Raw genomic sequence first — 22,026 nt, 5'->3', positions numbered from 1 at the left:
GCGTGTTCGTCCGGGTTCTCGTCGCCGTCGCCGTCCCCCGTCTCTCCGTCGCGGCCCCCCGTCCCGTCGTCGCGGTCCATCGTCCGGGCGGCGCGCTCGACGGTCGCGGCCTCGTCGGTGCGCAGGTCGGCGAGGAACTCGAAGAGCGCGCTCGGGTCGTCGACGCCGTCGCGCACGAGGTACTCGACGTACCGACGCTTCGACTCGAACTCGGCGGCGACCGCCTCGCGGTCGCGGTCGGTCCGGTTCGCGATCCGGTCGAAGACGCGGAACCGCGGGCCGCCCCGGTTGTCGCCCGTCCCCCCGCCCGAACCGCTCGCGCTCGCTCTGGCGACCCCCTCGTCGCCGTCGCCGCCCGGCGCGCCGGGGAACCGGAACGTCCCGTCGCCGTCCCGCCACGCCACCGTGTTGTACCGGACGGACTCGCCGCCCGCCTCGACGACGCCGGCGCCCCCGCGCTTCGGATCGCCGGTCGGGCTCCGTTTCGCCTCCGGGTCGAGGCCGTCGTACGCCGTCTCGGAGAGCGGCTCGATCGCCCGCGTGACGTACCGCTCGCCGTCGACCTGTCGGGGGAAGACGACGAGGTCGACCTCGCGGAGCAGGCGCGCGGGCAGGCCGCGCTCGCGCAGCCGGTTGGTGAGCGCCTCGACGTCTTCGGCGTGGGTCGTGCCGATCACGCCGTGGCCCGTACTCAGGCTCTCCGCGAAGGTCTCGAAGCTCTCCGGCGTGTTGATCTCGGCGATCACCTCCACGTCGGGGTTGAGGTAGTTGGCCTCGGTCATCAGCTCGGCCATCCCCACGGACTTGTAGGCGTCCTCGTGGTCGCGGGTGGTGAGCGAGACGCCCGTCTCGTGGGGTAAGCGGACCTCGCGGGACCCCTCGTCGACCGAGACGGGCCGGGCGTCGAAGGGGATGAACGGCGCGTGGGCGTTCAAAAGCGTCGTCTTGCCGACGCCGGTCGGGCCCGCGAAGAGGACGACGCCGCGGTGTTCGTACAGCAGCCACAAAAGCGTCACCAGCTCGACGGACAGCGTGTCGCGCTCCACGAGGTCGACCGGCGTGAGCGCGTCCGCGCGCTGCTTGCGGATCGAGACGTGGGGGCCGCCCTCGGAGATGACCGGCAGCGCCACCGCACACCGGATCGTCTGTGGCACCCCGTCGAGTTCGAGGTTCACCTTCGCGGAGGGCGTCGAGGCGTTGAGCTCGGTGCCGTCGCGGGCGGCGATCCCGGTGACCACGTCGACGAACGTCGTCTCGTCTTCGAACGCGAGGTTCGTCGGAATCCGGGCACCGGCTTCGGGGCCGTCGCCGCTCTTGACTCCCCGAGCTTCGCCCGCCGCGCCCGAGAGGACCGAGGCGCGGGGGACGACCTTCACGCGCTCGCCGACCCGGTTCGCCTCCACGTCTTCGAGGTGCGGGTCGCGGATCGGCACCGTCAGGATTCCCTCGCCGACGAAGTCGCGCAACACGTAGTACGCGAGGTCGTCGAGCCGGTCGCGGGCGAACCGCGAGTCGACCGGCGGCGCGGCGAGCCCCCGGTCCGCGAGCGCGGCGCGCGCCCGGTGGACCGCGGCGTCGAGCCACGCCCGGGTGTTGCGCGCGGTGAGCCGCCGCGAGAGGAACCGGCGGGCGCGGGCGGCGACGAACGACTCGCGGTCCTCGATCACGTCGCTCACGGTCGTCTCCCAGATCCGCGATTTACACTCCTCGATGAGCGCCTCGTCGCCCGGCAGCAGGTCCGGCTCCAGCACCGCGTACTTCGTCTCGAACGCGTCCGAGCCGAGCAGCCGTTCGCGGTAGACGACCACCTCGACCGCGATGCCGGCGAACTCGACGGCGTACTGCGCGAGTCGCTCGGCGGCCACGCGCTCGACGTAGTCGGCGTCGGCGTCGACGCCGGTCTCGAGCGGCGCGAACGTCTCGGTGTGGACCACCAGCTCGCGGTCGTCGCCCACGTCGGCCACCGCGATCCGGTCGTCTAAGGCGATCGGCGTGAGCTCGCCGAGCAGCCGGAACTCCCGCAGCGCGTGGTAGTCGATCCGGCGCCGCGCGGCGGCGCTCGCGCCGACCAGCCGGTCGATCGCCTGCGCGTACTTCGACTCGAACCCCCGCTCGGCGCGCTCGACGACGCCGACCCGCGTGAGCGGGCGGCGGTGCCGCACCGCGGAGAAGCGGTCGCGGACGCGGTCGAGCGCGCGCTCGTCGGCGGCCGACAGCGGCGGCTCGCGGACGTCGTAGCCGAACCGACCGCCGTCGCGCTCGCGTATCGTCGCGACGACTCCCGGAGCGACCTCGTACTGCGCCCGCACCTCCGGCGCGTACCACGCCTCGGGGTCGTCCGGCGGCACCGGCGCCGGGACCGCGCCGCCCGGATCGTCGTCGGGCTCGTCGACGATCCGAAGGGTCGCGCCGTCGCTCACCGCCCGGTCCCCGCGTTCTGCCGATCCGTCGGCTCCGGTTCGGGCGCGTTCGTCCGCCGATCCACCCTCGACCCGGCGCTCGGCGCGGCCTCGGGCGCTCGTCTCCGCGTCATCGTTCGATCCGCGGGTGACCGATCCCTCCGTTTAACCGTTTCTTTTTATCACTGTACGTTCATTTACGGCTCCGGAAACGTTCGGTCGGCCGGCCGGACCCGCATGCGCGGTACTCCACCGACGCGCTCCGAGACGTTGACGATCGTTCATAACTGTTGTGACGTGTGGAAACGAATTTATAACGGCCGAAATAATTCGCGTTTCACGCTTCAATGAGCACGTCACTGTCGAGTTCGGTCAAGCGCGCTTTCCTCCGGTACCAGCACGTCTTCGTGTTCCTCGCACCCCTCGCGTTCGTCGTCGGGGTGTACGCCTTGGCGCCGACACCGGCCGACGCCGGGGTCGGCTACTGGACCGAGTACTGGTGGCTGTTCGCCGTGTTCACCCTCGGCGCGACGATCGTCAACACCGTCGGCATCAGCGGGTCGGCGCTGTTCGTTCCGTTCCTCATCTTCGTCTTCCCCGTCGTCGCCTACCCGCTGAAACCGACGACGCTGGTGAAGATCGGCCTCATCAGCGAGTCGTTCGGCCTGTCGAGCTCGTCGCTCGCGTTCATCCAGTACGGCCTCGTCGACCGGCGGCTCTCCCTGTCGCTCGTGCTGGGCGGCGTTCCGTTCGTCGTCGGCGGCGCCCTGCTCTCCTTCGTCATCCCTGAACCCCTGTTCCACGCCCTGTTAGGGATCGCGCTGCTCGCGGCCGCGTACCTGCTGTTCCGCGCGGACCTGGCGCACGGCGACCCCACGAGCTCCGACGACGAGGTCGCGACCGACGGCGGGTCGTCGCGCGACCTCCCGGACGACGACGACAAGCTCGGCCCGGCGGGCGTCGAGACGGACGACTCCGGCGTCGTCACCCGCGTCGACCGCGACGGCGACGACTACACCTACTCTCGCGGGGGCTACCTCGAACGGTTCCTCAACTACAGCGTCGGCGGCGTGTTCCAAGGGCTCGCGGGCTTCGGGATCGGCGAGCTCGGTATCATCTCGATGCTGCGGACGCAGGTCCCGGTGCGCGTGGCGATCGGCACGAACCACATCGTCGTCGCGACGACGGCCGTCCTCGCCTCCGTGGTCCACGTGTTCGGCGGCGGGCTCGTCGGTGGCCACACGATGGACCTGACGACGACGCCGTGGAACATGGTCGTCTGGACGGTCCCGGCGACGACGCTCGGCGGCCAGATCGCCCCGTACGTCTCGACCGCGCTCGACACCGGGACGATCAAGTCCGGCGTGGGTGCGCTGTTCGCCGTCATCGCCGTCGCGCTGTTCGCGATGGCCGGCGGCGGGATCTGAGCCGTCGGGATCCGGCGACGCCGCGCTTTTGTGCGTTCGCGGCGCACTCTCGGTATGCGCGTAGCCGTCTTCAACGGCCCTGGAGAGATCGACGTGGAAGAGCGACCCCGCCCCGAGATCGAGGCGCCGACGGACGCGATCGTCCGCGTGACTCACACCGCGATCTGCGGCTCGGACCTCTGGTTCTACCGCGGCGACAGCGACCGTGACCCCGGCTCGCCGGTCGGCCACGAGCCCATGGGGATCGTCGAGGAAGTCGGCGACGACGTGACCTCCGTCGCCCCCGGCGACCGCGTGCTCGCACCGTTCGCCATCTCCTGTGGCGAGTGCGAGTTCTGCCGGAAAGGACTCCACACCTCCTGTGCGAACGGCGACTCGTGGGGCGGCGACAACGGCGGCGGGCAGGGCGAGTACGTCCGGTCGACGCACGCCGACGGCACGCTCGTCCGCGTCCCCGACCGGTACGCCGACGACGAGGACACCCTTCGGTCGCTGCTCCCCCTGACCGACGTGATGGGCACCGGCCACCACGCCGCGGTCAGCGCGGGCGTCGAGGCGGGGTCGACCGTGGCCGTCATCGGCGACGGCGCCGTGGGGCTCTGCGGCGTCCTCGCCGCGCGCCGGCTCGGCGCGGAGCGCATTATCGCGGTCGGTCACCACGAAGACCGGCTCGAACTCGCCGAGGAGTTCGGCGCGACGGAGACCGTCTCCGAGCGGGGCGAGGCCGCCGTCGAGCGGCTCCGCGAGCTCACCTACGGCGGGCCGAACCACGTGATGGAGTGCGTCGGCGCCGCGAGCGCGATGAACACCGCGATCGACGCCGTCCGCCCCGGCGGCACGATCGGCTACGTCGGCGTCCCCTACGGCGTCGAAGAGGAGGGGCTCGACGTGTTCGGCATGTTCGGCGACAACGTGACGCTCGCGGGCGGCGTCGCCCCCGTCCGCGCGTACGCCGAGGAGCTGATGGCCGACGTGCTCCAGGGGACGCTCGACCCCGCGCCGATCTTCACCGAGACCGTCGGCCTCGACGACGTCGCCGAGGGGTACCGGATGATGGACGAGCGCGAGGCGATCAAGGTGCTGGTGACGCCGCAGGGCGACGCCTGAGCGACGGCGCCGGGAACGCCTACCGCGCGCAGTCGTGACCAGCCGGTTCGCGGCGCTCGCGCAGTTCAGAGCGGCTCAATCAGTTCGACGACGTGGCCGTCGGGGTCCTTCACGAAGGCGACGCGCGCGCCGGCCTCCGGGTGGTCGGTCGGCGCCTCCACGACGCCGTGGTGGTCGATCCGCTCGAACGCGGCGTCCACGTCGTCGGCGCCGACGGCGACGTGGTCGTAGCGGTCGCCGTCCGCGCTCGGCTCCTCGCCGTCGGTGTCCGACAGCTGGAACTCGACGCCGTTGCCGTCGGCGACGTACACGTTGCGGGTGTCGCCGATCGTGAACTCCCACGACCGCTCGAACCCGAGTTCGTCGACGTACCAGTCGGCGGTCCGGTCGGCGTCCGCCACGTTCAGACAGGTGTGGAGTATCTCCATGCGTCGAGGTCGCACGGCAGCGGTATAAATCCGGACCGTCGACTCGTGCGTGGGATGCCATCGCGGCGTCGGACCCCTCACTTTAGTCGTCGGCGCCCCTCGTCTCGCACATGCGCGTCGCCTCGCTCCTCCCCTCCGCCACGGAGACGCTGTTCGCGCTCGGCGTCGAGCCGGTCGGCGTCTCGCACAGCTGCGACCACCCGCCCGCAGTCCACGACCTCCCGACGCTGACGAGCACGGTCGTCGCCCACGAGAACCGTTCGGCCGCCGACATCGACGAGCAGATGCGGGAGGTCGACGGCGCGGTGTACGACCTCGACGAAGCGCGGCTCGCCGCCCTCGATCCCGACCTCCTCGTCACGCAGGCGACCTGCGACGTCTGCGCCGTCGACGCGGGCGAGGTCCGGGCGGCCGCCGCGCGCCTCGACCCCGAACCGGACGTGCTGGCGTGCGACCCCCACTCCTTCGCGGACGCCCTCGACGACGTGGAACGAATCGGCGCCGCGGTCGACGCGGAATCGGCGGCGAGCGAACTCCGCGCCGCCCTCTCCGACCGCGTCGACGCGGTCAACGAGCGCGCGGAGCGCGCGGTCGCCGACGAAGGGCGCCCGCGCGTCGCCGTGCTCGACTGGACCGACCCGCCGATCCGGGCCGGCCACTGGGTGCGCGACATGGTCGAGATCGCCGGCGGCGACCCCGCGTTTCAGCCCGACGGCCCCTCCGAGCCGGTGGCGTGGGACGATGTCGTCGACGCCGACCCCGAGGTCCTCGTCGTCGCCCCCTGTGGGTTCGACTCCGACCGCGCGGTCGACGCCGTCGCCGACCTCACCGCCCGGCCGGGGTTCGACGACCTCGCGGCGGCCGCGGCCGACCGCGTCTACGCCGTCGACGGCAACGCGCTGTTCAACCGCCCGAGCCACCGGCTCGTCGACTCGCTGGAGTCGCTGTTCGCCTGTCTCCACCCCGAGCACGCGGCGACGCCCCCCGGCGCGCTCGACCGGGTCGAACCCGCGGAGGCGGCCGAGATGCGCTCTGCGTACAGCGGCGGATGACTTCCGAGACGGCTGCCGCAGTTTCTGAAAGCTGAATGGCAATTTTTATTTTCACCGCCAACTAACTTGCTCAAGATGGACCACACGGGAAGGCCGAGCGACGACCGTGCGATCTCCCCTGTGGTCGGAGTCATCCTGCTCGTCGCGATCACCGTCATTCTGGCAGCCACTTTCGGAGTGTTCGCGTACGGGGTAACCGACGACATCGGAGAGCGGCCCGCCTTCGCGGGTCTCGAACTGACCTTCGAGGAGGCGTCGGCTTCCGCGTCGGAATACAAAGAGTTCCGGTGGGAACTGACGCTGACGAACGTCGCCGGTGACACGGTCCGGGCCGATGAGATCGTGGTTTATCTCGACCACGGCGACCAACGAGTCACCGGGACGCTGAACCGATCGCTGCGTCCCGGAGAGACGGTGTCGTTGACGGTCGTCCACAACAACCAGGACGGCACCACCATCCCGGACGACGTGGAGTGTGCCGACGTCAACGTCGCGTGTCGACTCGCCGGCGACACCGGTAACTACCCCGACGCGGACCAGATCCGACTCCAGATGATACACGAGCCGTCCGGATCGATACTCTACCGAGAGCAGATCGGGATCTCCGGTAACTACGGGATCTTCAACGGGAACCCGGACGATATCGATATCACGGACGAGACGCTCTCCTTCGCGTGACCGTCGCGGCGCCTCTCGGTTTTGACGACGCTACCTGAGGTCGCCGGCGGGAGAGTGGACACGACGACGCACACGGGAGTCGGCGAACCGTGCCGACCGTCCCGACCGTTCGGTCAGGTCTCCGCCCGGTCGCGCAGCCCCGACAGCGTCGCCGCCTCGCGGAGGTCGTCGACGGTACAGTACCACGCGCCGCGGACGCCGTTCGCGTCGTTCTCGACGGGCCGATCGAGCGGGACGAGGTCGTCGAACTCGAAGACGACCACGACCCGCTCCGCGGAGAACGGGTCGACGAGCGCCGCCCAGTCGCCCTCGTCCATCGGTCCGGGCTCGCCGCGCGTCTGCTCGGTCCGAGCGGTGACACGGGCGTAGTGGGTGACCGCGGAGACGGGAGCTGTCCGGTAGAAGGCCATGTACGCGAAGTCGGCTCGGGTGCGGTCGTACGAGCGGGGCGCGGGGTAAAAGCCCGCGCGGCAGCGCTCGAAGGTGTCGGGCCGCGTCGCGACGACGCAGACGCGGGCGTCGCCGGGCGCGTCGTCGTCCGGGGCGTCCGCCGCGAAGCGATCGAGGTCCACGTTCTCCGTCGCCGCCGAGCGCGGATATATCCCCGTCCGGCCCCTACCCGGCGGCGATGGTACGGAGCGCGGCGAACGCGCGCGGTGGTCCCCGCGAGCGCGACGAGACGGACGCGGCACGCGACGAGCAGTCGAGCGGTAGCGAGCCGAGCGGCGGCGAGTCGAGCGACGATCCCGGTCCGCCCGCACTCTCGATCGAGGGGTTGACGAAGCGCTTCGGCGAGGGCGACGACGCCGTCCTCGCGGTCGACGACGTGAGCCTCACGATCGAGCGCGGGTCGGTCGTCGGCCTGCTCGGGCCGAACGGCGCGGGCAAGACGACGCTGATCAAGTGCGCGCTGGGGATCGTCGTCCCCGACGCGGGGTCGGTGCGGGTGTTCGGCAACGACGTGCGCGAGGGGCGCCGCGCCGCCTACGCGGACGTGGACGCGATGCTGGAGGGCGCGCGCAACGACTACTGGCGGCTCACGGTCCGCGAGAACCTCCGGTACTTCGCGACGATCAGCGGCGTCGACCCGGACTCCGTGGCGGCGCGCCACGACCGCTTGCTCGACCGGCTCGATCTGGCGGACAAGGCGGACACGCCGGTCCGCGACCTCTCGCGCGGGATGAAACAGAAGGTGTCGCTGGCGAGCGTGCTGGCGGGCGGCGCCGAGCTCGTCTTCTTAGACGAGCCGACGCTCGGGCTCGACGTCGAGAGCGCGCGGACGCTCCGGGCGGAGCTGCGCCGGCTCGCGGCCGAGGAGGGGCTCACCATCGTCGTCAGCAGCCACGACATGACGACGATCGAGGCCGTCTGCGACCGCGTCGTCATGCTCTCGAACGGCCGGATCGTCGCCGACGACGGCGTCGAGGCGCTGCTCGGCGCGGCCGCGAGCGACGCGGTCCGCGTGGCGAGCCCGGACCTCACCGAGGAGGCGGTCGCCGGGCTCCGGGAGCGGTTCGAGGTCGTCGGCGTCGACCGCGAGGCGACCCCGCCCGCGGTGACGGTCGCGGCCGGGGGCGACCGACTGTACGACCTGACCGACGCGCTGCGGGCGGCCGGCGTCACCGTCTCGGACATCCGCACGGTCCAGCCCGACCTCGAGGAGGTGTTCCTCGAACGCACCGGGTCGGTGCCCGGCGCGGTCGGTTCGGGGCTCGGAGGTGCGTCGCGGTGAGCGCCGAGACCCCTCGCCCCGGCCCCCGGGACGGCGCCGACGAAGCGGCGCGGACCGACGACACCGCGGCGACCCGGCCCGGGATCGACGACCAGCCCCGCCCGGCCACCTACTACCACCTCGCGCGGGCGGTGCTGTACCGGGAGTACCTCATCTTCGTGCGCTACCCGGCCAACGCGATCGGCGGGATCGTGGTGTCGCTGTTCTTCTTCGGCGCGCTGTTCCTCGGCGGACAGCTGCTCGCGGGGCAGGCGCTGACCGACTCGATCGAGGGGATCGTCGTCGGCTACTTCCTGTGGACGCTGTCGGTCGGCGCGTACTCGTCGGTGTCGAACGACATCGGCAGCGAGGTGCAGTGGGGGACCTTAGAGCGCCACATCACCACGCCGTTCGGCTTCGCGCCCGTCGCGCTGCTGAAGGGGGTCGCGAAGGTGGTGCGGACGTTCCTCACGAGCGCCGTCATCCTCGCGGTGATGCTCGTCGTCACCGGGACGCGGCTCAGCCTCGCGCCCGTGACGGTGGTCGCCGTCGCCGGGCTGTCGATCGTCTCGGTGCTCGGGCTCGGCTTCGCCGCGGGCGGCGTGACGGTGCTGTACAAGCGGATCGGCAACTGGCTCAACCTGCTCCAATTCGGCTTCGTCGGGCTGATCTCGGCGCCGGTCTTCGACCTGCCGTGGACTCGGGTGCTCCCCTTAGCGCACGGCAGCGCGATGCTCCAGCGCGCGATGGTCGACGGGGTCAGGCTGTGGGAGTTCCCGATCGCCGACCTCGCGCTGCTGGTCGCGGTCGCGGTCGGCTACCTCCTCGGCGGCTACCTCGTCTTTCAGCTGGCGACGGGCCGCGCGCGGCGGCTCGGCGTGCTCGGCGACTACTGAACGGGGCGCCCCAAGCGCCTTGCGGGGTCGGTATTCTCATGAGCGAAAAGTGACGAATTTGACATGTGTGACGGATCTGACTCTTCGTCGAACGCTACTGGCGATGTCCGCGACCGACGAGAAAACTATGTGTTTGGTGGCCGACAGCGACGCCGCCGAGGTCTTCTTTGACTTGAAGGACTCCGCCGCGCCTGACGCGAAGCCGGGCGTTCGCGGGCCCCCGATCGACGCGATCCGCAGGGAGGACTGGAGCGACAGGACGCTCAGATTCTGGATGACCGGAATCAACACGGAGTGGTGATATGAGGGCCTGATCTCTGTTGTCGGCGAGGCCGGTGAGTACGTCGACACGTGATCGCCCCGAAGGTCAGGTCCCCGACCGACGTTTACACCGTCGAGAACATGCTCGAACAGGTCGAGGTGAACAACGGGCTAGGGGTCGGCGCGATCGGCGTCGAGCGGCAGATCGAAGACGGTGAGGGAATCCACAAGGTCCGCGAGATCGCCCACTCTTCCGACCGGCTCTCCTCGATCATCTTTGGCCCGGCGACTACTCCGCGGCGATGGGGATGCCCAGCCTTGACGTCGGTTAGTTCCCGGAGTACCCCAGTCACTACTGGCACTACGCGCTATCCGAATGTAACTCCGCAGTGAAGTCTTCCGATCTTCCATGTCTCGACGGCCCACACGCCGACGTCGAGGACCTCGAGAGGTTCCGCGAGTCAGCCGAATGCGCCAACATGCTCGGCTGCGACGATAAGTGGACGATCTACCCCTCGCAGATCGAGATTGGCAACGAGGTGTTCGCGCCCGCCCCCGAGATCGCCGAGCGCGCGCAGCGTCTCGTCGACGCTTACGCCGAAGAAAAAGGAGCTGCGTCGACGGCCAGATCGGTGACGAGGGAACCAACAAGATAGCTCAAGAGTCGGTTTAGAAGGCCGAAGCGGCCGGGATCCTCTAACCTCATGTTTGGTCTTGCTCCGTCCGTTTCGCCCGCCTTGGGGGCGGTGTCTCGGAACACACCGTCGGTGATTCTCTCGGCCACCCGGCGTTCGAGCACGCACCGCTCCCAAGCCTCGTCGGAGTCACGGAAAGCAGCTCACTCGACAGATTCTGGAAGGAACGGCGACGGATCGTTGTGGACGAACCGCACAGTGTCGTCGTTCAAGCGACGGCAGAAGAGGCGTATGGCCCCCGCCTCTCTGATCGATTCGAGCGTCTCCGCCGCCTGGCTCGGATCGTAGTACGCGGGGACGAAGACGGCAGTTTCACTCTCGGGCGCGACCTCGACGACCAGCACGTAGACCAGTTCATCTCCCTTTGCCCGGAACACTTTGACATCCCGAAACTGTCGATCGTCGACGAGCGACTTTAGCTCCTCGAACTCCGGCCCGGGGAGAACAACGTCGAGGCCGGTCCGGCGGTCCGAGTCGATCAGGACCGAATCGCCGGGATGGAGTTCGAGCGTCGTCCATCCGCGCTCTCGGTACTCTGTCGCGGTCGCTTCCATATCCTCGATGACGGCGGGCCACCCGTCACCCGCCTGTACGTTCGTGGGTACGTCGTCCCCTGCGGATTCGTTCATACCAGCAGACGCTCGGGTAGTCGTATAAATGGTTTCACTGTCCCCAAGATATATTTCCGTAAGGCGCGCTACCGCCGATAGTGACCGACCTGCTCTCGCTTTCGGCGCTCCGGACACAGTTCAGAACCGAACGGGGCGCGGTCAAGGCCGTCGACGGCATCGACCTCTCAATTGAACACGGCGAGACCGTCGGCCTCGTGGGTGAGTCGGGTTCCGGAAAGAGCGTTACAGCCCTCTCTGCGATGGATCTCGTCGACGACCCCGGCGATGTCGTCGGTGGCCGGATCACCCTCGCGGATCCGGCGCTGGCCACTTCTCTGCTTAACGAGTTCGACGATGCGTACGTTCCGTACCCGTCCGGGTTGATCGACGCGATTGCGGCTGTGAGCAGCGGCCTCCGCGCCGGACGGCGCGTTCACGATACCCCGGCTGAGCTCCGCGGAATGGTCGATGACCTCGCTGCCGAAGCGGACCCGGAGGATCTCGCGAACGACCTCAAAACTGCCGCAGAGCGCCTCGAAGCCGATGCCGACCCGCAAACTGTCGGTGACGACCTCGAGGCCGCACTCGCCGACGCCGTCGACGGCTTCGTGTTCCTCGACGCCGACGCCCGCGAGCGGATCCGCGCCGGCGCGAAGCCGAGCGAGGTCGACATCGACGAGGGAATCATCGACGTGACGGCAGCCCCCGAGGCGGCCGTCCGCCGGGTCCGCGGCGGCGAGATGGGGATGATCTTCCAGGACCCGATGACCTCGCTCAACCCGGCAGTCACCGTCGGCGAGCAGATCGCCGAGTCCCTGCGGCTCCACCGGTACGGTGGTCAAAAACCCGACTCGTGGTTCAACGGGATCCGCGAGATCCTCCCGAAATTCGGAGGCCGAGACGGTGACGAGAAGGTGATGGACGAAGTCGTCAGGATGCTTCAGGCGGTCGGCATTCCGGAAGCGAAACAGCGCTTGGACGACTACCCACACGAGTTCTCCGGGGGGATGCGCCAGCGCGTGCTCGTCGCCATCGCGCTCGCCTGCCGGCCGAACCTCCTCATCGCCGACGAACCGACGACCGCACTCGACGTGACGATTCAGGCGCAGATCCTCGATCTGATCGATGACCTGCAAGCGGAGTTCGGCATGTCCGTCCTGATGATCACCCACGACCTCGGCGTCGTGGCCGAGACCTGTGACCGCGTGGCCGTGATGTACGCCGGCGAGATCGTCGAAGAAGGCCCCGTCGAAGAGATCTTCTCCAATCCCAGCCATCCTTACACCTACACGCTGCTCGAATCGATCCCCACCGAGAAAAAAGAGCGGCTGACCCCGATCGAGGGGAACGTCCCCGACCTGATCGACATGCCCGACGGGTGCCATTTCGCGCCGCGCTGTCCCTGGGCCGAACCCCAGTGCCGCGAGGGGGCGATTCCCTTCCTCCAGCACGGCCCGGACGACGTCGACCACCGGTCGAAATGCGTCCACGACGAGTTCGATAAGGGCATGTACGGAACCGACGAACCCGCCGCCGGTGCCAGATCCGCCATCGGCGACCCGCTCGTCGAGGTCCGCGAGATGCGGAAGTACTACCAACAAGAGGACGGCGCGCTCGACCGGGTGTTCGGCGGCGGCGACCCGAGCGTCAAGGCCGTCGATGGGATTGATATCGACGTCCACGAGCGGGAGACGCTGGGGCTCGTCGGCGAGTCCGGCTGCGGGAAGTCCACGGCGGGACGAGCGATCCTCCACTTGGATCCGCCGACCGACGGGAGGGTCGTGTTCGCCGGCGAGGACCTCGGATCGCTCTCGAAATCGGACCTCCGTAAGCGCCGGAAAGACATGCAGATGGTGTTCCAGGACCCGATGTCGAGCCTCGACCCGCGGATGACCGCCGGCCAGACGATCATGGAACCGCTGAAGATTCACGGCCTCGCCGAGGGACGCCGCCGCGAGCGCGTCTTCGAGCTGATGGACGCGGTCGGATTGGAGCGCGGCCAGTTCGGCAGATACCCACACGAACTCTCTGGGGGTCAACGTCAGCGGGTCGGAATCGCGCGGGCCTTGGCGGTAGACCCTGACTTCATCGTCGCCGACGAGCCGGTGTCGGCGCTCGACGTCTCCGTTCAGGCGCAGATCATCAACCTGCTCGAAGACCTACAAGAAGAGTTCGGGCTCACCTTCCTGTTCATTGCCCACGACCTGAGCGTTGTCCGACACATCTCCGACCGGGTGGCGGTGATGTACCTCGGCGAGATCGTTGAGGTCGCCGAGACAGACGAACTGTTCGAGACGCCGAAACATCCTTACACTAGAGCGCTCCTGTCGGCGATCCCGGAGCCCGACCCCCTCGCCGACACGGACGATCGAACGATCCTCAAGGGGGATGTTCCGTCCCCGATCAACCCTCCCTCCGGCTGCCGGTTCCGAACTCGTTGTCCCTCGGTTATCCCGCCGGACAACTTGGACATCGATCAGGATCGGTATCGCGAAGTGATGTTCTACCGACAACGGTTGGAGGCGAGAGATATCGACCTCGAGGCCATCGAGTCGGAGATTCGAATCGAAGACGAGTCGGTGCCGACCGCCGTTGCCGACGGCGGCGAACACCCGACGCTCTTCGAGTACTTCTTTGACGGTCCGCTCTCGGGGGAAACGCGAGCGGTTGTGGCCGAGTCCTTCGAACACATCAAAAACGACCGGTGGGAGGCGGCGGAGACCACGCTCCGGGAGACGTTCGAGAGCGTCTGTGAACGAGATAACCCTGAACTCGGCGAGAGCGGTCATCCCGCCGCGTGCCACCTGTACGACGAGTGACCACAGAACCACTCGGCTGGGAGTTATGACGCGCTTCTGTCCTGTCGCTCCACCAGAATTATTTAGGTAGCTCATATATGCCCGGTGTATGTCTCCTGATACCACGGGAACGTCACGACGCAACTTCTTACAACGAGCGGGCGGTGCGACGGTAGCGACGGCATCGATCGCCTCTCTCGCCGGGTGTGGTGGAGACAGTAGTGACGGCGGTGACGGCGGCGACGAAATGGACGGTGGCGATGGTGGTGACGGTAGTGACGGCGATGACACGACATCTCTTCGTTACGGCCGTGGTGCTCATTCTAGCACCCTCGACCCGCAGAACACGACCAGTGGTGAGGTTGCGAAGGTCACTAATCAGGCGTACGAAGGCCTGATCGCCTTCCAACCGGGCGAGGCGTCGCTCGTCGAGTCACTCGCCACTGACTGGTCGCTCGACGGGGATTCAGTGACACTCACGCTGCGAGAAGGCGTGAGCTTCCACGACGGATCGGAGTTCACGGCAGACGACTTCATCGCCACGTACCGACGGTTCGTTGACAACGACTACGAGTATCACTTCGAGGACGCCTCCGTGTACGGGCCGTTCACGCTTGGTAACTGGATCGATAGCATTGAGGCGCCGGGCGACTACGAACTCTCGATCACCCTCACCCAGACGTACGCGCCGTTCTTGCGGAATCTCGCGATGTTTGCCGCCGTCGTCATCTCTCAGGACGCAATCGAGGGCGACACGAACCTTGGCGAGGAAATGGTCGGCACCGGTCCGTTCCAGCTCGACACCCTCGACGACGCCAACAACCGCATCCGGCTCACCACCTTCGACGACTACTGGGGCGAGACCCCGAACGTTGACGAAGTGCTGTTCCTCACCCGCGGTCAGAACTCCACGCGTGCCCAGGCACTCGTCGAGGAAGAACTCGACATCATCGACGGGCTCGACCCGGACAGCATGCAGATCATCGACGGGTCTGACACCGCGGAGAGCCGGACGGCGACGGGAATCAACATCGGCTACATGGCGTTCAACCTCTCACGCGTCGAGGCGTTCCGCGACCGCCGAGTTCGCCGCGCGATCAGTTACGCCATCGACACGCAGGCGATCGTCGAGAACATCTACTCAGGGATCGCCACGCAGGCCGACCAGCCGATCCCGCCCGCGTTGTTCGGCCACAACGACGACATCAGCCCCTACGAGTACGACCCTGAACAGGCGCAGAGCCTCCTCGAAGAGGCCGGTTACGGCGACGGGTTCTCCTTCTCGTTGACCACGTTCCAGAACCCCCGCGGGTACAACCCGGCGCCGCTGCCGACCGCGGAAACGATCCGGTCGAACCTCGCCGAGGTCGGCATCGAGGTGTCGATCGACGACCGACAGTTCTCCGACTACCTCACGTACACCAGTCAGGGCAGCCACGATGCGACGCTCGCTGGCTGGTACACCGACAACGCCGACCCCGACAACTTCTGTTACGTCCTCATGCACCCGCAGACCGACGTGCCGGAGGGACAGGATTGGGTCTCTTGGGACACCGAGGGATTCAACACCTCGAATAACGCCGCATGGGCCAACAGCGAGTACATGAGCGTCGTCGAGGAGGCCCAACGGACCACGAACCAAGAGGAACGAGCCGAACTGTACCGGGAGGCTGCTCAGATCGCACACGATGAGGCGCCGTGGGTGTTCATCGACTACGCCGACGAGGTCCGCGGCGTGTCCAACCGCGTGAGTAACTACACCGTCGCGGCGATTGGCGGACCGTTCCTCGAAGCGGTCGAACTCGAGTAGTCGCACCGAACACAGACTTTTTGACCGTCCCGCGCACCCATTTCCCTGAATGGTCTCGAAACGCTTCGTTTTGAAACGGCTGCTCATGCTTATCCCCGTGCTGTTTGGGGTCGCGACGGTGGTTTTTGCCATTCTCCACCTCTCTCCGGGTGATCCCGCCGTGGTCATCGCCGGCGAGCGAGCCAGCCAGGAGTTCGTCAACCAGGTGCGCTCCGACTTGGGGCTCGACGACCCTCTCTGGCAGCAGTATATTCGCTTCCTCGGTGAGGTCGTGACCTTCGACTTCGGTCAGTCCTACCAGGTGAACCGAGGCACGCCGGTGAGCCAGATCCTCACGGACCGGCTTCCGATCACGATCGAACTCGCGCTGCTTGGGCAGTTTGCCGGTCTCCTGTTTGGACTCCCGCTGGGGATCCTCAGCGCGGTCAAACAGGACACGTGGACCGATCACCTCACCCGAATCGGAGCGCTGAGCGGAATTAGCGTCCCGATCTACTGGAGCGGTCCGCTGCTCATCCTGCTTTTCGCGCAGTTCCTCGGTCTCCTCCCGACCAGCGGTCGAATCGGGTCCGAGTACTTCGTCGAACCGGTCACTGGACTCATCCTCGTCGACACGCTGTTAGCGGGGAACATTGCGGCGTTCCAGTCCGCAGCCATCCATCTTCTCTTGCCCGTGGTAGTGCTTGGTATCTATCAGATGGCGCTGCTCTCGCGGATGATGCGCTCGTCGATGGTTGAGGTGCTCCGTCAAGACTACATGCGGACCGCTCGGGCGAAGGGGCAGGGATCGAAGATCACCGTCATGAAACACGGGCTTCGAAACGCATTCATCCCTGTTATCACTGTGATTGGTATCCAGTTCGGATCGCTGCTCGGCGGCGCGGTGCTCACCGAGACCGTTTTCGAGATCAACGGCATCGGAACGCTCCTCGTCGACGCTATCAACCGTAGTGACTACCCCGTCGTCCAGGGAACTGTCCTCGTCTTCGCCGTGTTGTACACGCTGGTCAACTTGGGCGTTGACCTCACCTACTCGGTCCTCGATCCCCGCATCGAACAATGAGCACGGAGACACAGACCGGAACCGTCGACCGAAGTATCGCCGAGCGGCTGCGCGCGAGCCCGTTTCTCTCGCAGCTCCTCTCGAACCGACTCGCGATCACCGGGATCGTCATCATAGTGGCCATCGTTCTGGTCGCGATCTACGCGCGGCTCACCTACGACCTCAGCGAGCTCATGGCGACCCAGTTCGGGACGAACCCCGCTGAGTCCCCGCCCAGTTCGGAGTACCTCTTCGGAACGGATGGGCAGGCTCGCAACATCTTCCCGCGCGTGATGTACGGGGCTTGGTACGCGGTCCTCTACGGTACGGTCACTGTCATCGCCTCGACGTTCCTCGGGGTGAGTCTCGGGATCGTCGCGGCGTACTACGGCGATCTAACCGACAACGTCATCATGCGGACGATGGACGTCCTGCTGTCGTTCCCGTCGCTACTGTTGGCACTCGCGCTCGTCACCATCTTCCCCGAAGAGCTGGGACTGTGGCGAGCCGTCGGGGCGCTGACGCTCGTCTACACCCCTCGGTTTGCCCGCGTCGTCCGCGGAGCCGCGCTGAAGGTGCTCGAAGACGAGTACACCGACGCCACGAAAGCGCTCGGGGCGACGGACCCGCGGCTGCTCGTTCGCCACGTCCTCCCGAACTGCCTCGCACCGATCACGGTCCAGTCGACGCTCAACTACGGGCTCGCGATCATCGACATCGCCGCGCTGTCGTTCCTCGGCTTCGGTGCCAGCCCGGGGGAGCCGACGTGGGGCATGATGCTCTCGAACGGCGTCGAGTTCGGGCTGTTTTCCGGGGCGTGGTGGTGGTCCTTCTTCCCCGGCCTGCTGCTCGCGTTGACGGTGCTCGGGTTCAACCTCCTCGGTGACGGGATGCGTGACGCGCTCGACCCCCGGATGCGAGAGACCGTTGACTGACCGCGACGGACGGCCGTCCGGACGAACGGTCACGCGGTGGGTCGGCATCGGCAGCCTCCTCGGGGTCAGCATTTCGGGCGTGCTCTTCCCGTTCGCCGGGGCACGGCGAGCGACCGACACGTCGTTCGCACTCGGTGTGTTGCTGTTCGGTTTCGGCGTCGCGACGTGGGGCGGGGCGGTCGGGTTCGGCGACTCAATGTCGGCGGTTCAGAGTCATCTCGGGGGCGAGTCCGCGTGGAGCCGCAAGGGCGCGCGACAGGCGTTCGCCGTGTTGACTTGGGTCGGCGCGGGCTGGGCGGGGACTGCGGTCGTGGCGTCAATACTGCTCGTCGGCCTGTGAACGAGGCCGACGTCGCCGAACCGGACTGCCGGGACTGCTTCGCCACCCCGTGGAGTATCGGTGAGGACCCTCAGGTCACAGCAGCCCGATCAGCTCCTCCACGTGCCCGTCCGACTCCTTCACGAACACGGTTTGCACGCCGGCTTCAAGCTGGTTGCCGGGCGCTTTCACGGCGCCATGGTAATCGATCCGCACGAACACCACGTCAACGTTGTCGACGCTAAATGCGATGTGGTCGTAGCGGTCCCCATCCGCGCTCGGCACTTCGCTGTCGGTGTTCGACAGCTAGAACTCAACGCCCGCGTCGTCGGGTAACGTACACGTTCCGGGTGTCGCTGTCCGTGGTCGTGAACTCCCACGAGCGCTCGAAGCCGAGTTCCTCGTACCAGTCCACGGTTCGGCCCGCGTCGCTTACGTTGAGATATGTGTAGAGTATCCCCATGGCAGTCACGTCAACGGGTGACTCGCGTTCAACGCGTCCACGGAGTCGCTCACCTACTATGGCTACTGTAACTAGAAGGCGGCGAACACGGACCACCAGGCGGCGGGCGTGTTGCGCCGCGTCGGCTACGATGTGGACGCGATCGACTCCTTCTGTTGCGGGATGGCCGACTCGTTCGGTTACGAGTCGAAACACCACGACCTCTCGCAGGCATTCGGGCAATTGGGTGGTGGACAGCGACGGGGACGCCGTGATTGTGCCGGGCAGCTCCTAGCGATCACAACTCGACGACCGCGAGGGCGCGTCAAACCCACCACACCTGATCGAGAAGGTGGCGGCGACCGTGACCAGTCCCGCGACCGACGCGGACGGTGCCGACGCGACGACCCCAGCGGCCGTCGACGATGACTGATCCGAGCGAACGGACGACGGTCCACCCGCTGCGTCTTATTCGAAATACGTTATTTATTGGTCTGATCGCACGAATTCTCCGTGTCCTAAACAGTCAAATAATGTAGTATTATATTCAATAAATCCAATTGACGATATATCGATAAGTAGTCATAACAATTTGTGGTAACCGAGGGACACGAACCCACGACCGGCTGAGGCTCGGAGACACCGTGAACTACCACGGCTCCTGCGCGACGGTCGGGGTGGTGAGCGTGGCTGACCTGACACTCGCGCTGTTGCCGCTGTCACCGCTCGTGGGGATGATCGCGGCCGTGGCCGCCCTCGTCGGCTGCCAGATGCCCCCGACCCTGATCGCGGTCGCCGCACAGCCGGTCGGTGGTGCGATCAGGGTTTGATCGCGATCCACAATATCGTCGCCGCGCTCACCTCATCGGGCTCGTCGGCGGGGCGGGACGCGTCATCCATCTGGAGCTGATACCTGTGTTGTACTACGGCGTGGGCGACCGGAAAACCCACACTGCTGCTTGCGTACGTGGCCGTTCCCAGCGCCTTCTAGGGGGGGAACGAGCCGCGGCCGATCAGCGGTCCTCGTCCGGCTCCCCGGCGAGCGCCTCGTCGCGGAGTTCGCGGCAGCGCTCGCCCGCGACCTCGAGCTCGGGGACGGGCGTCGGGGTCCCGTCGGCGTCGACGGCTGGAGAGAGAGTCCGTTTCGTCTGTCTTCGGTCGGCCGGTCGGGTGATCGGCGGCGGTCGCTCGACTCGGCGGTCGTTCGGAGAGTGGATTTCGTCTGTCTCGACGGGTGTATCGACGCCAAGGGCGAACCGAAAGCCGTTCGGCGGGCTACGAGTGTGCGGTCTCGACCTCGACTCCGACATCGTCCTCGACATCAGAGGCGAGATCGAAGTCGAACGGGACCGGTGAACGGCGCAAAGACAGACGAAACGTCCTCTCTCACAGCGCCCATCGAAGCCCGTTTCGAGACCGAGTTCACAGAGTAACAAGGAGGAAGCCCACGGCTTCAGCCGTGGGAGGAATCCGACACCCCCGCAACAGACAACGAGCGATAGCAACCAGACTCCCTGACGCCAGCCGTAAATTTATAAACAAACAGATCAAAATGTGAAATACAGGTGAAGGACGTAATTCGCACCGTCAAAGTCAAACTCGACGTACCCGACGAGCGGTGCGACGACCTCCATCAGACGAAAGAGCAGTTCCTCCACTGTGCGAACACGACCGCAGCGTGGGCGTGGAGACACCCCGACAACCACTGTGTGACCTCGAAACAACAAGCCGAAACCGCGCTCTACGAGCGACTTCGAGACGAAACAGCGCTGACAGCGAACCTCGTTCAAAAAGGGATTCGACGCGCTATCGAGGCCACAAAAAGCGGTGTTGCCCGACTCAAAAAGGGCGAACCCACCAGTCAACCACAGTTCGACGCGTGGAGCGTCGTCTACGACAAGCGCAGCGCGACGTTCCACCGCGACCACGTCTCTCTTTCAACGGTAAACGGCCGTGTCGAGTGTGAGTACGTACTTCCGGATGATCCTGCGGAGACACCGATCGGCGAGTACCTCCTGAACGAGGACTACGAATTCCGGATGTCCACGCTCCAGTACGACCGCTCGACCGAGGCGTTCTATCTCCACGCCCGAATGCGCCGCACGACAGACGAACACGAGCAGTCCACGGTTTCTTCTGAGGCCAAGCACAGAACAGTCCTTGGTGTCGATTTGAACGTGGACGGCTCGCTCGCGGTGACTTCGACGGGTGCGTTCATCGGGAACGCCGACGAGATGACCCACCGACGCCGCGAGTTCGAAAAGACCCGCGGGTCGATGCAACAGACAGGAACGCGGTCGGCACACCTGTCGATCCAGTCGATGGATGACCGTGAACACCGCTGGGCACAGGACGAACTCCACCAAGCGTCGAACCGGATTCTCGAGGAAGCCCGAAACCACGGGTGTACGCACATCGCGTTAGAGAACCTGACCGGCATCCGAGACCGAATGGGCGGGGCAAAGCGGTTCCACGCGTGGGCGTTCCGCCGATTGTTCGAGTACGTCGAGTACAAAGCGGAGATGGACGGGATCGAGGTCGAGCAGGTGAGTCCGGCGTACACGAGTCAACGGTGTTCGTCGTGCGGGTTTACGCATGAGACGAATCGGCGGTCGAAACACCGGTTCGTCTGTCAGAAGTGCGAGTACGAACTGAACGCGGACTACAACGCGAGCAAGAATATCGCTCGGAAACTCTTGAACCGTCTCCGCTCGGGGCAAACGTCTCCGAGTGGAGGCGCACCCTGTCAGTGTGCGCTGAAGTCAGGGACACTGAACCTGAACGGCGGATTCACCGCCACCGTCAATTCGACGACAGAAGGGGAGTCCACTGACAAGCCCACGACTCCAGTCGTGGGTCACTGACTGACGTCTCCGTCCGCAACGAGGTGCCGATCGTACGCGGCAGCGTATTTATTCGTGGTTCCGACGTAGTGCCGCGTATGTCCGGGCTCGGAGCGGATCTCGATGCCATCGCGGCCGCCGGCGCGACGGCGACACCGACGCCGTGGTCGAGGAGGCCGTCCGCGAGCTGTTGCGTCGGCGTCCGGAACTTCGGCTCTCGCTCGCGGTCGAGAAGTACCGCACCGGTGCGGTGAGTCTCAACCGAGGGGCAGAACTGGCCGGCGTCTCGACAGAATCCTTCAAACGCGAACTCGCGGATCGGGGGATCGACCGGGAGGCCGGATTCCTGAGCGAGTCCGTCCGCGAGGATCGCTTGGAGACGTTCCTCGAATTGTGTTAGCGTTGTCGGATTCACTCCCGGCGTAAACGCCGGGATTCTCTCCTCGGTATGTGTTTAGCCCGAGATCGATTTCGGTACTCTCTCGTAGGAGCCGTTTGAGAGGTATCGTAGATCGATGCAACAGGCGAGCAAGTGGATTCCTGAGGGATGGTCTCCGATCAGGAGACCATCC

The 22,026-nt window shown here is 66.5% G+C and carries 23 protein-coding genes and 2 pseudogenes; 18 read left to right on the top strand and 7 right to left on the bottom strand.

Annotation, left to right across the window (positions count from 1 at the left end; genetic code table 11):
- A partial coding sequence (locus EXE46_RS14550; RefSeq protein ID WP_241981585.1) for a type II/IV secretion system ATPase subunit occupies positions 1 to 2,420 on the bottom strand: 2,420 nt, incomplete at its 3' end.
- 326 nt (positions 2,421 to 2,746) lie between these two features.
- Here EXE46_RS14550 and EXE46_RS14545 point away from each other — a divergent pair.
- Together EXE46_RS14545 and EXE46_RS14540 are read left to right on the top strand one after the other, a co-directional pair.
- A complete protein-coding gene (locus EXE46_RS14545; RefSeq protein WP_137689090.1) occupies positions 2,747 to 3,826 on the top strand; it encodes a sulfite exporter TauE/SafE family protein in 1,080 nt (359 codons plus the stop codon).
- Between the two features lie 54 nt (positions 3,827 to 3,880).
- A complete protein-coding gene (locus EXE46_RS14540; protein ID WP_137689089.1) occupies positions 3,881 to 4,933 on the top strand; it encodes a zinc-dependent alcohol dehydrogenase family protein in 1,053 nt (350 codons plus the stop codon).
- 65 nt (positions 4,934 to 4,998) lie between these two features.
- On the opposite strand, the gene EXE46_RS14535 is transcribed toward EXE46_RS14540, so the two are convergent.
- On the bottom strand, positions 4,999 to 5,361 hold the full coding sequence (locus EXE46_RS14535) for a VOC family protein (RefSeq protein ID WP_137689088.1): 363 nt from the start codon (positions 5,359 to 5,361) through the stop codon (positions 4,999 to 5,001).
- A 110-nt stretch (positions 5,362 to 5,471) separates the two neighbouring features.
- Here EXE46_RS14535 and EXE46_RS14530 point away from each other — a divergent pair, with 110 nt between their 5' ends.
- Together EXE46_RS14530 and EXE46_RS14525 are read left to right on the top strand one after the other, a co-directional pair.
- Positions 5,472 to 6,413, top strand: a complete 942-nt coding sequence (locus tag EXE46_RS14530) for an ABC transporter substrate-binding protein (protein WP_137689087.1) — start codon at positions 5,472 to 5,474, stop codon at positions 6,411 to 6,413.
- A gap of 75 nt (positions 6,414 to 6,488) precedes the next feature.
- Positions 6,489 to 7,091 (top strand): type IV pilin, encoded by a 603-nt coding sequence (locus tag EXE46_RS14525; RefSeq protein WP_137689086.1) that lies wholly within the window; start codon positions 6,489 to 6,491, stop codon positions 7,089 to 7,091.
- A gap of 113 nt (positions 7,092 to 7,204) precedes the next feature.
- Here EXE46_RS14525 and EXE46_RS14520 read toward each other — a convergent pair whose 3' ends face one another.
- Entirely contained in the window at positions 7,205 to 7,663 is a 459-nt protein-coding gene (locus EXE46_RS14520; RefSeq protein WP_137689085.1) for a hypothetical protein, read from the bottom strand.
- Positions 7,664 to 7,719: 56 nt separating this feature from the next.
- Here EXE46_RS14520 and EXE46_RS14515 point away from each other — a divergent pair, with 56 nt between their 5' ends.
- The 5 genes from EXE46_RS14515 to EXE46_RS17480 all read left to right on the top strand — a co-directional run bounded on the left by EXE46_RS14515 (position 7,720) and on the right by EXE46_RS17480 (position 10,615).
- Positions 7,720 to 8,823, top strand: a complete 1,104-nt coding sequence (locus EXE46_RS14515; protein WP_137689084.1) for an ABC transporter ATP-binding protein — start codon at positions 7,720 to 7,722, stop codon at positions 8,821 to 8,823.
- Complete coding sequence (locus EXE46_RS14510) at positions 8,820 to 9,698, top strand: ABC transporter permease (protein ID WP_394348205.1); 879 nt, start codon at positions 8,820 to 8,822, stop codon at positions 9,696 to 9,698. The genes EXE46_RS14515 and EXE46_RS14510 overlap by 4 nt, the downstream gene beginning before the upstream one ends.
- A 103-nt stretch (positions 9,699 to 9,801) precedes the next feature.
- Positions 9,802 to 9,999, top strand: coding sequence for a hypothetical protein (locus EXE46_RS17490; RefSeq protein WP_241981584.1), 198 nt, complete (start codon positions 9,802 to 9,804; stop codon positions 9,997 to 9,999).
- Positions 10,000 to 10,049: 50 nt separating this feature from the next.
- Complete coding sequence (locus EXE46_RS17485) at positions 10,050 to 10,352, top strand: aldolase/citrate lyase family protein (protein ID WP_241981583.1); 303 nt, start codon at positions 10,050 to 10,052, stop codon at positions 10,350 to 10,352.
- On the top strand, positions 10,349 to 10,615 hold the full coding sequence (locus EXE46_RS17480) for a hypothetical protein (protein WP_241981582.1): 267 nt from the start codon (positions 10,349 to 10,351) through the stop codon (positions 10,613 to 10,615). Before EXE46_RS17485 ends, EXE46_RS17480 begins: the two co-directional genes overlap by 4 nt.
- Before the next feature lie 182 nt (positions 10,616 to 10,797).
- Here EXE46_RS17480 and EXE46_RS14500 read toward each other — a convergent pair whose 3' ends face one another.
- Positions 10,798 to 11,283: a hypothetical protein gene (locus tag EXE46_RS14500; protein ID WP_137689083.1), complete on the bottom strand. Its 486-nt coding sequence runs from the start codon at positions 11,281 to 11,283 to the stop codon at positions 10,798 to 10,800.
- Between the two features lie 80 nt (positions 11,284 to 11,363).
- Here EXE46_RS14500 and EXE46_RS14495 point away from each other — a divergent pair, with 80 nt between their 5' ends.
- From EXE46_RS14495 to EXE46_RS14475, 5 genes are all read left to right on the top strand, one after another.
- Positions 11,364 to 14,084 (top strand): ABC transporter ATP-binding protein, encoded by a 2,721-nt coding sequence (locus EXE46_RS14495; protein ID WP_137689082.1) that lies wholly within the window; start codon positions 11,364 to 11,366, stop codon positions 14,082 to 14,084.
- Positions 14,085 to 14,172: 88 nt separating this feature from the next.
- Entirely contained in the window at positions 14,173 to 15,873 is a 1,701-nt protein-coding gene (locus tag EXE46_RS14490; RefSeq protein ID WP_137689081.1) for an ABC transporter substrate-binding protein, read from the top strand.
- A 49-nt stretch (positions 15,874 to 15,922) separates the two neighbouring features.
- A complete protein-coding gene (locus tag EXE46_RS14485) occupies positions 15,923 to 16,936 on the top strand; it encodes an ABC transporter permease (RefSeq protein ID WP_137689080.1) in 1,014 nt (337 codons plus the stop codon).
- Positions 16,933 to 17,850: an ABC transporter permease gene (locus EXE46_RS14480; protein WP_137689079.1), complete on the top strand. Its 918-nt coding sequence runs from the start codon at positions 16,933 to 16,935 to the stop codon at positions 17,848 to 17,850. The genes EXE46_RS14485 and EXE46_RS14480 overlap by 4 nt, the downstream gene beginning before the upstream one ends.
- Positions 17,843 to 18,190, top strand: coding sequence for a hypothetical protein (locus tag EXE46_RS14475; RefSeq protein ID WP_137689078.1), 348 nt, complete (start codon positions 17,843 to 17,845; stop codon positions 18,188 to 18,190). Before EXE46_RS14480 ends, EXE46_RS14475 begins: the two co-directional genes overlap by 8 nt.
- Positions 18,191 to 18,265: 75 nt before the next feature.
- On the opposite strand, the gene EXE46_RS17475 is transcribed toward EXE46_RS14475, so the two are convergent.
- Positions 18,266 to 18,454 carry a VOC family protein gene (locus EXE46_RS17475; protein WP_241981580.1) on the bottom strand — a complete coding sequence of 63 codons (189 nt, stop codon included), beginning with the start codon at positions 18,452 to 18,454 and terminating at the stop codon, positions 18,266 to 18,268.
- 28 nt (positions 18,455 to 18,482) lie between these two features.
- A complete protein-coding gene (locus tag EXE46_RS17470; protein WP_241981579.1) occupies positions 18,483 to 18,632 on the bottom strand; it encodes a VOC family protein in 150 nt (49 codons plus the stop codon).
- Positions 18,633 to 18,653: 21 nt separating this feature from the next.
- Between EXE46_RS17470 and EXE46_RS17465 the strand changes: the two are divergent.
- Together EXE46_RS17465 and EXE46_RS17460 are read left to right on the top strand one after the other, a co-directional pair.
- Positions 18,654 to 19,044, top strand: a pseudogene (locus tag EXE46_RS17465) (FAD-binding oxidoreductase); the annotation flags it as partial.
- Positions 19,045 to 19,255: 211 nt separating this feature from the next.
- Complete coding sequence (locus tag EXE46_RS17460) at positions 19,256 to 19,441, top strand: hypothetical protein (protein ID WP_241981578.1); 186 nt, start codon at positions 19,256 to 19,258, stop codon at positions 19,439 to 19,441.
- A gap of 183 nt (positions 19,442 to 19,624) precedes the next feature.
- Here the strand turns inward: EXE46_RS17460 and EXE46_RS17455 are convergent.
- A pseudogene (locus EXE46_RS17455) lies at positions 19,625 to 19,741 on the bottom strand (acyl-CoA thioesterase); the annotation flags it as partial.
- 435 nt (positions 19,742 to 20,176) lie between these two features.
- Between EXE46_RS17455 and EXE46_RS14455 the strand changes: the two are divergent.
- Together EXE46_RS14455 and EXE46_RS14450 are read left to right on the top strand one after the other, a co-directional pair.
- Positions 20,177 to 21,475 carry an RNA-guided endonuclease TnpB family protein gene (locus EXE46_RS14455; RefSeq protein WP_137689077.1) on the top strand — a complete coding sequence of 433 codons (1,299 nt, stop codon included), beginning with the start codon at positions 20,177 to 20,179 and terminating at the stop codon, positions 21,473 to 21,475.
- Positions 21,476 to 21,617: 142 nt separating this feature from the next.
- A complete protein-coding gene (locus EXE46_RS14450; protein ID WP_241981577.1) occupies positions 21,618 to 21,854 on the top strand; it encodes a UPF0175 family protein in 237 nt (78 codons plus the stop codon).
- The last annotated feature ends 172 nt before the right edge of the window (positions 21,855 to 22,026 follow it).

It is taken from the genome of Halorubrum sp. GN11_10-6_MGM (assembly GCF_005435165.1).
Classification (GTDB): Archaea; Halobacteriota; Halobacteria; order Halobacteriales; family Haloferacaceae; genus Halorubrum.
Note: the sequence above shows the minus strand (reverse complement) of the source record. Positions and strands in the feature narration are given on the sequence as shown.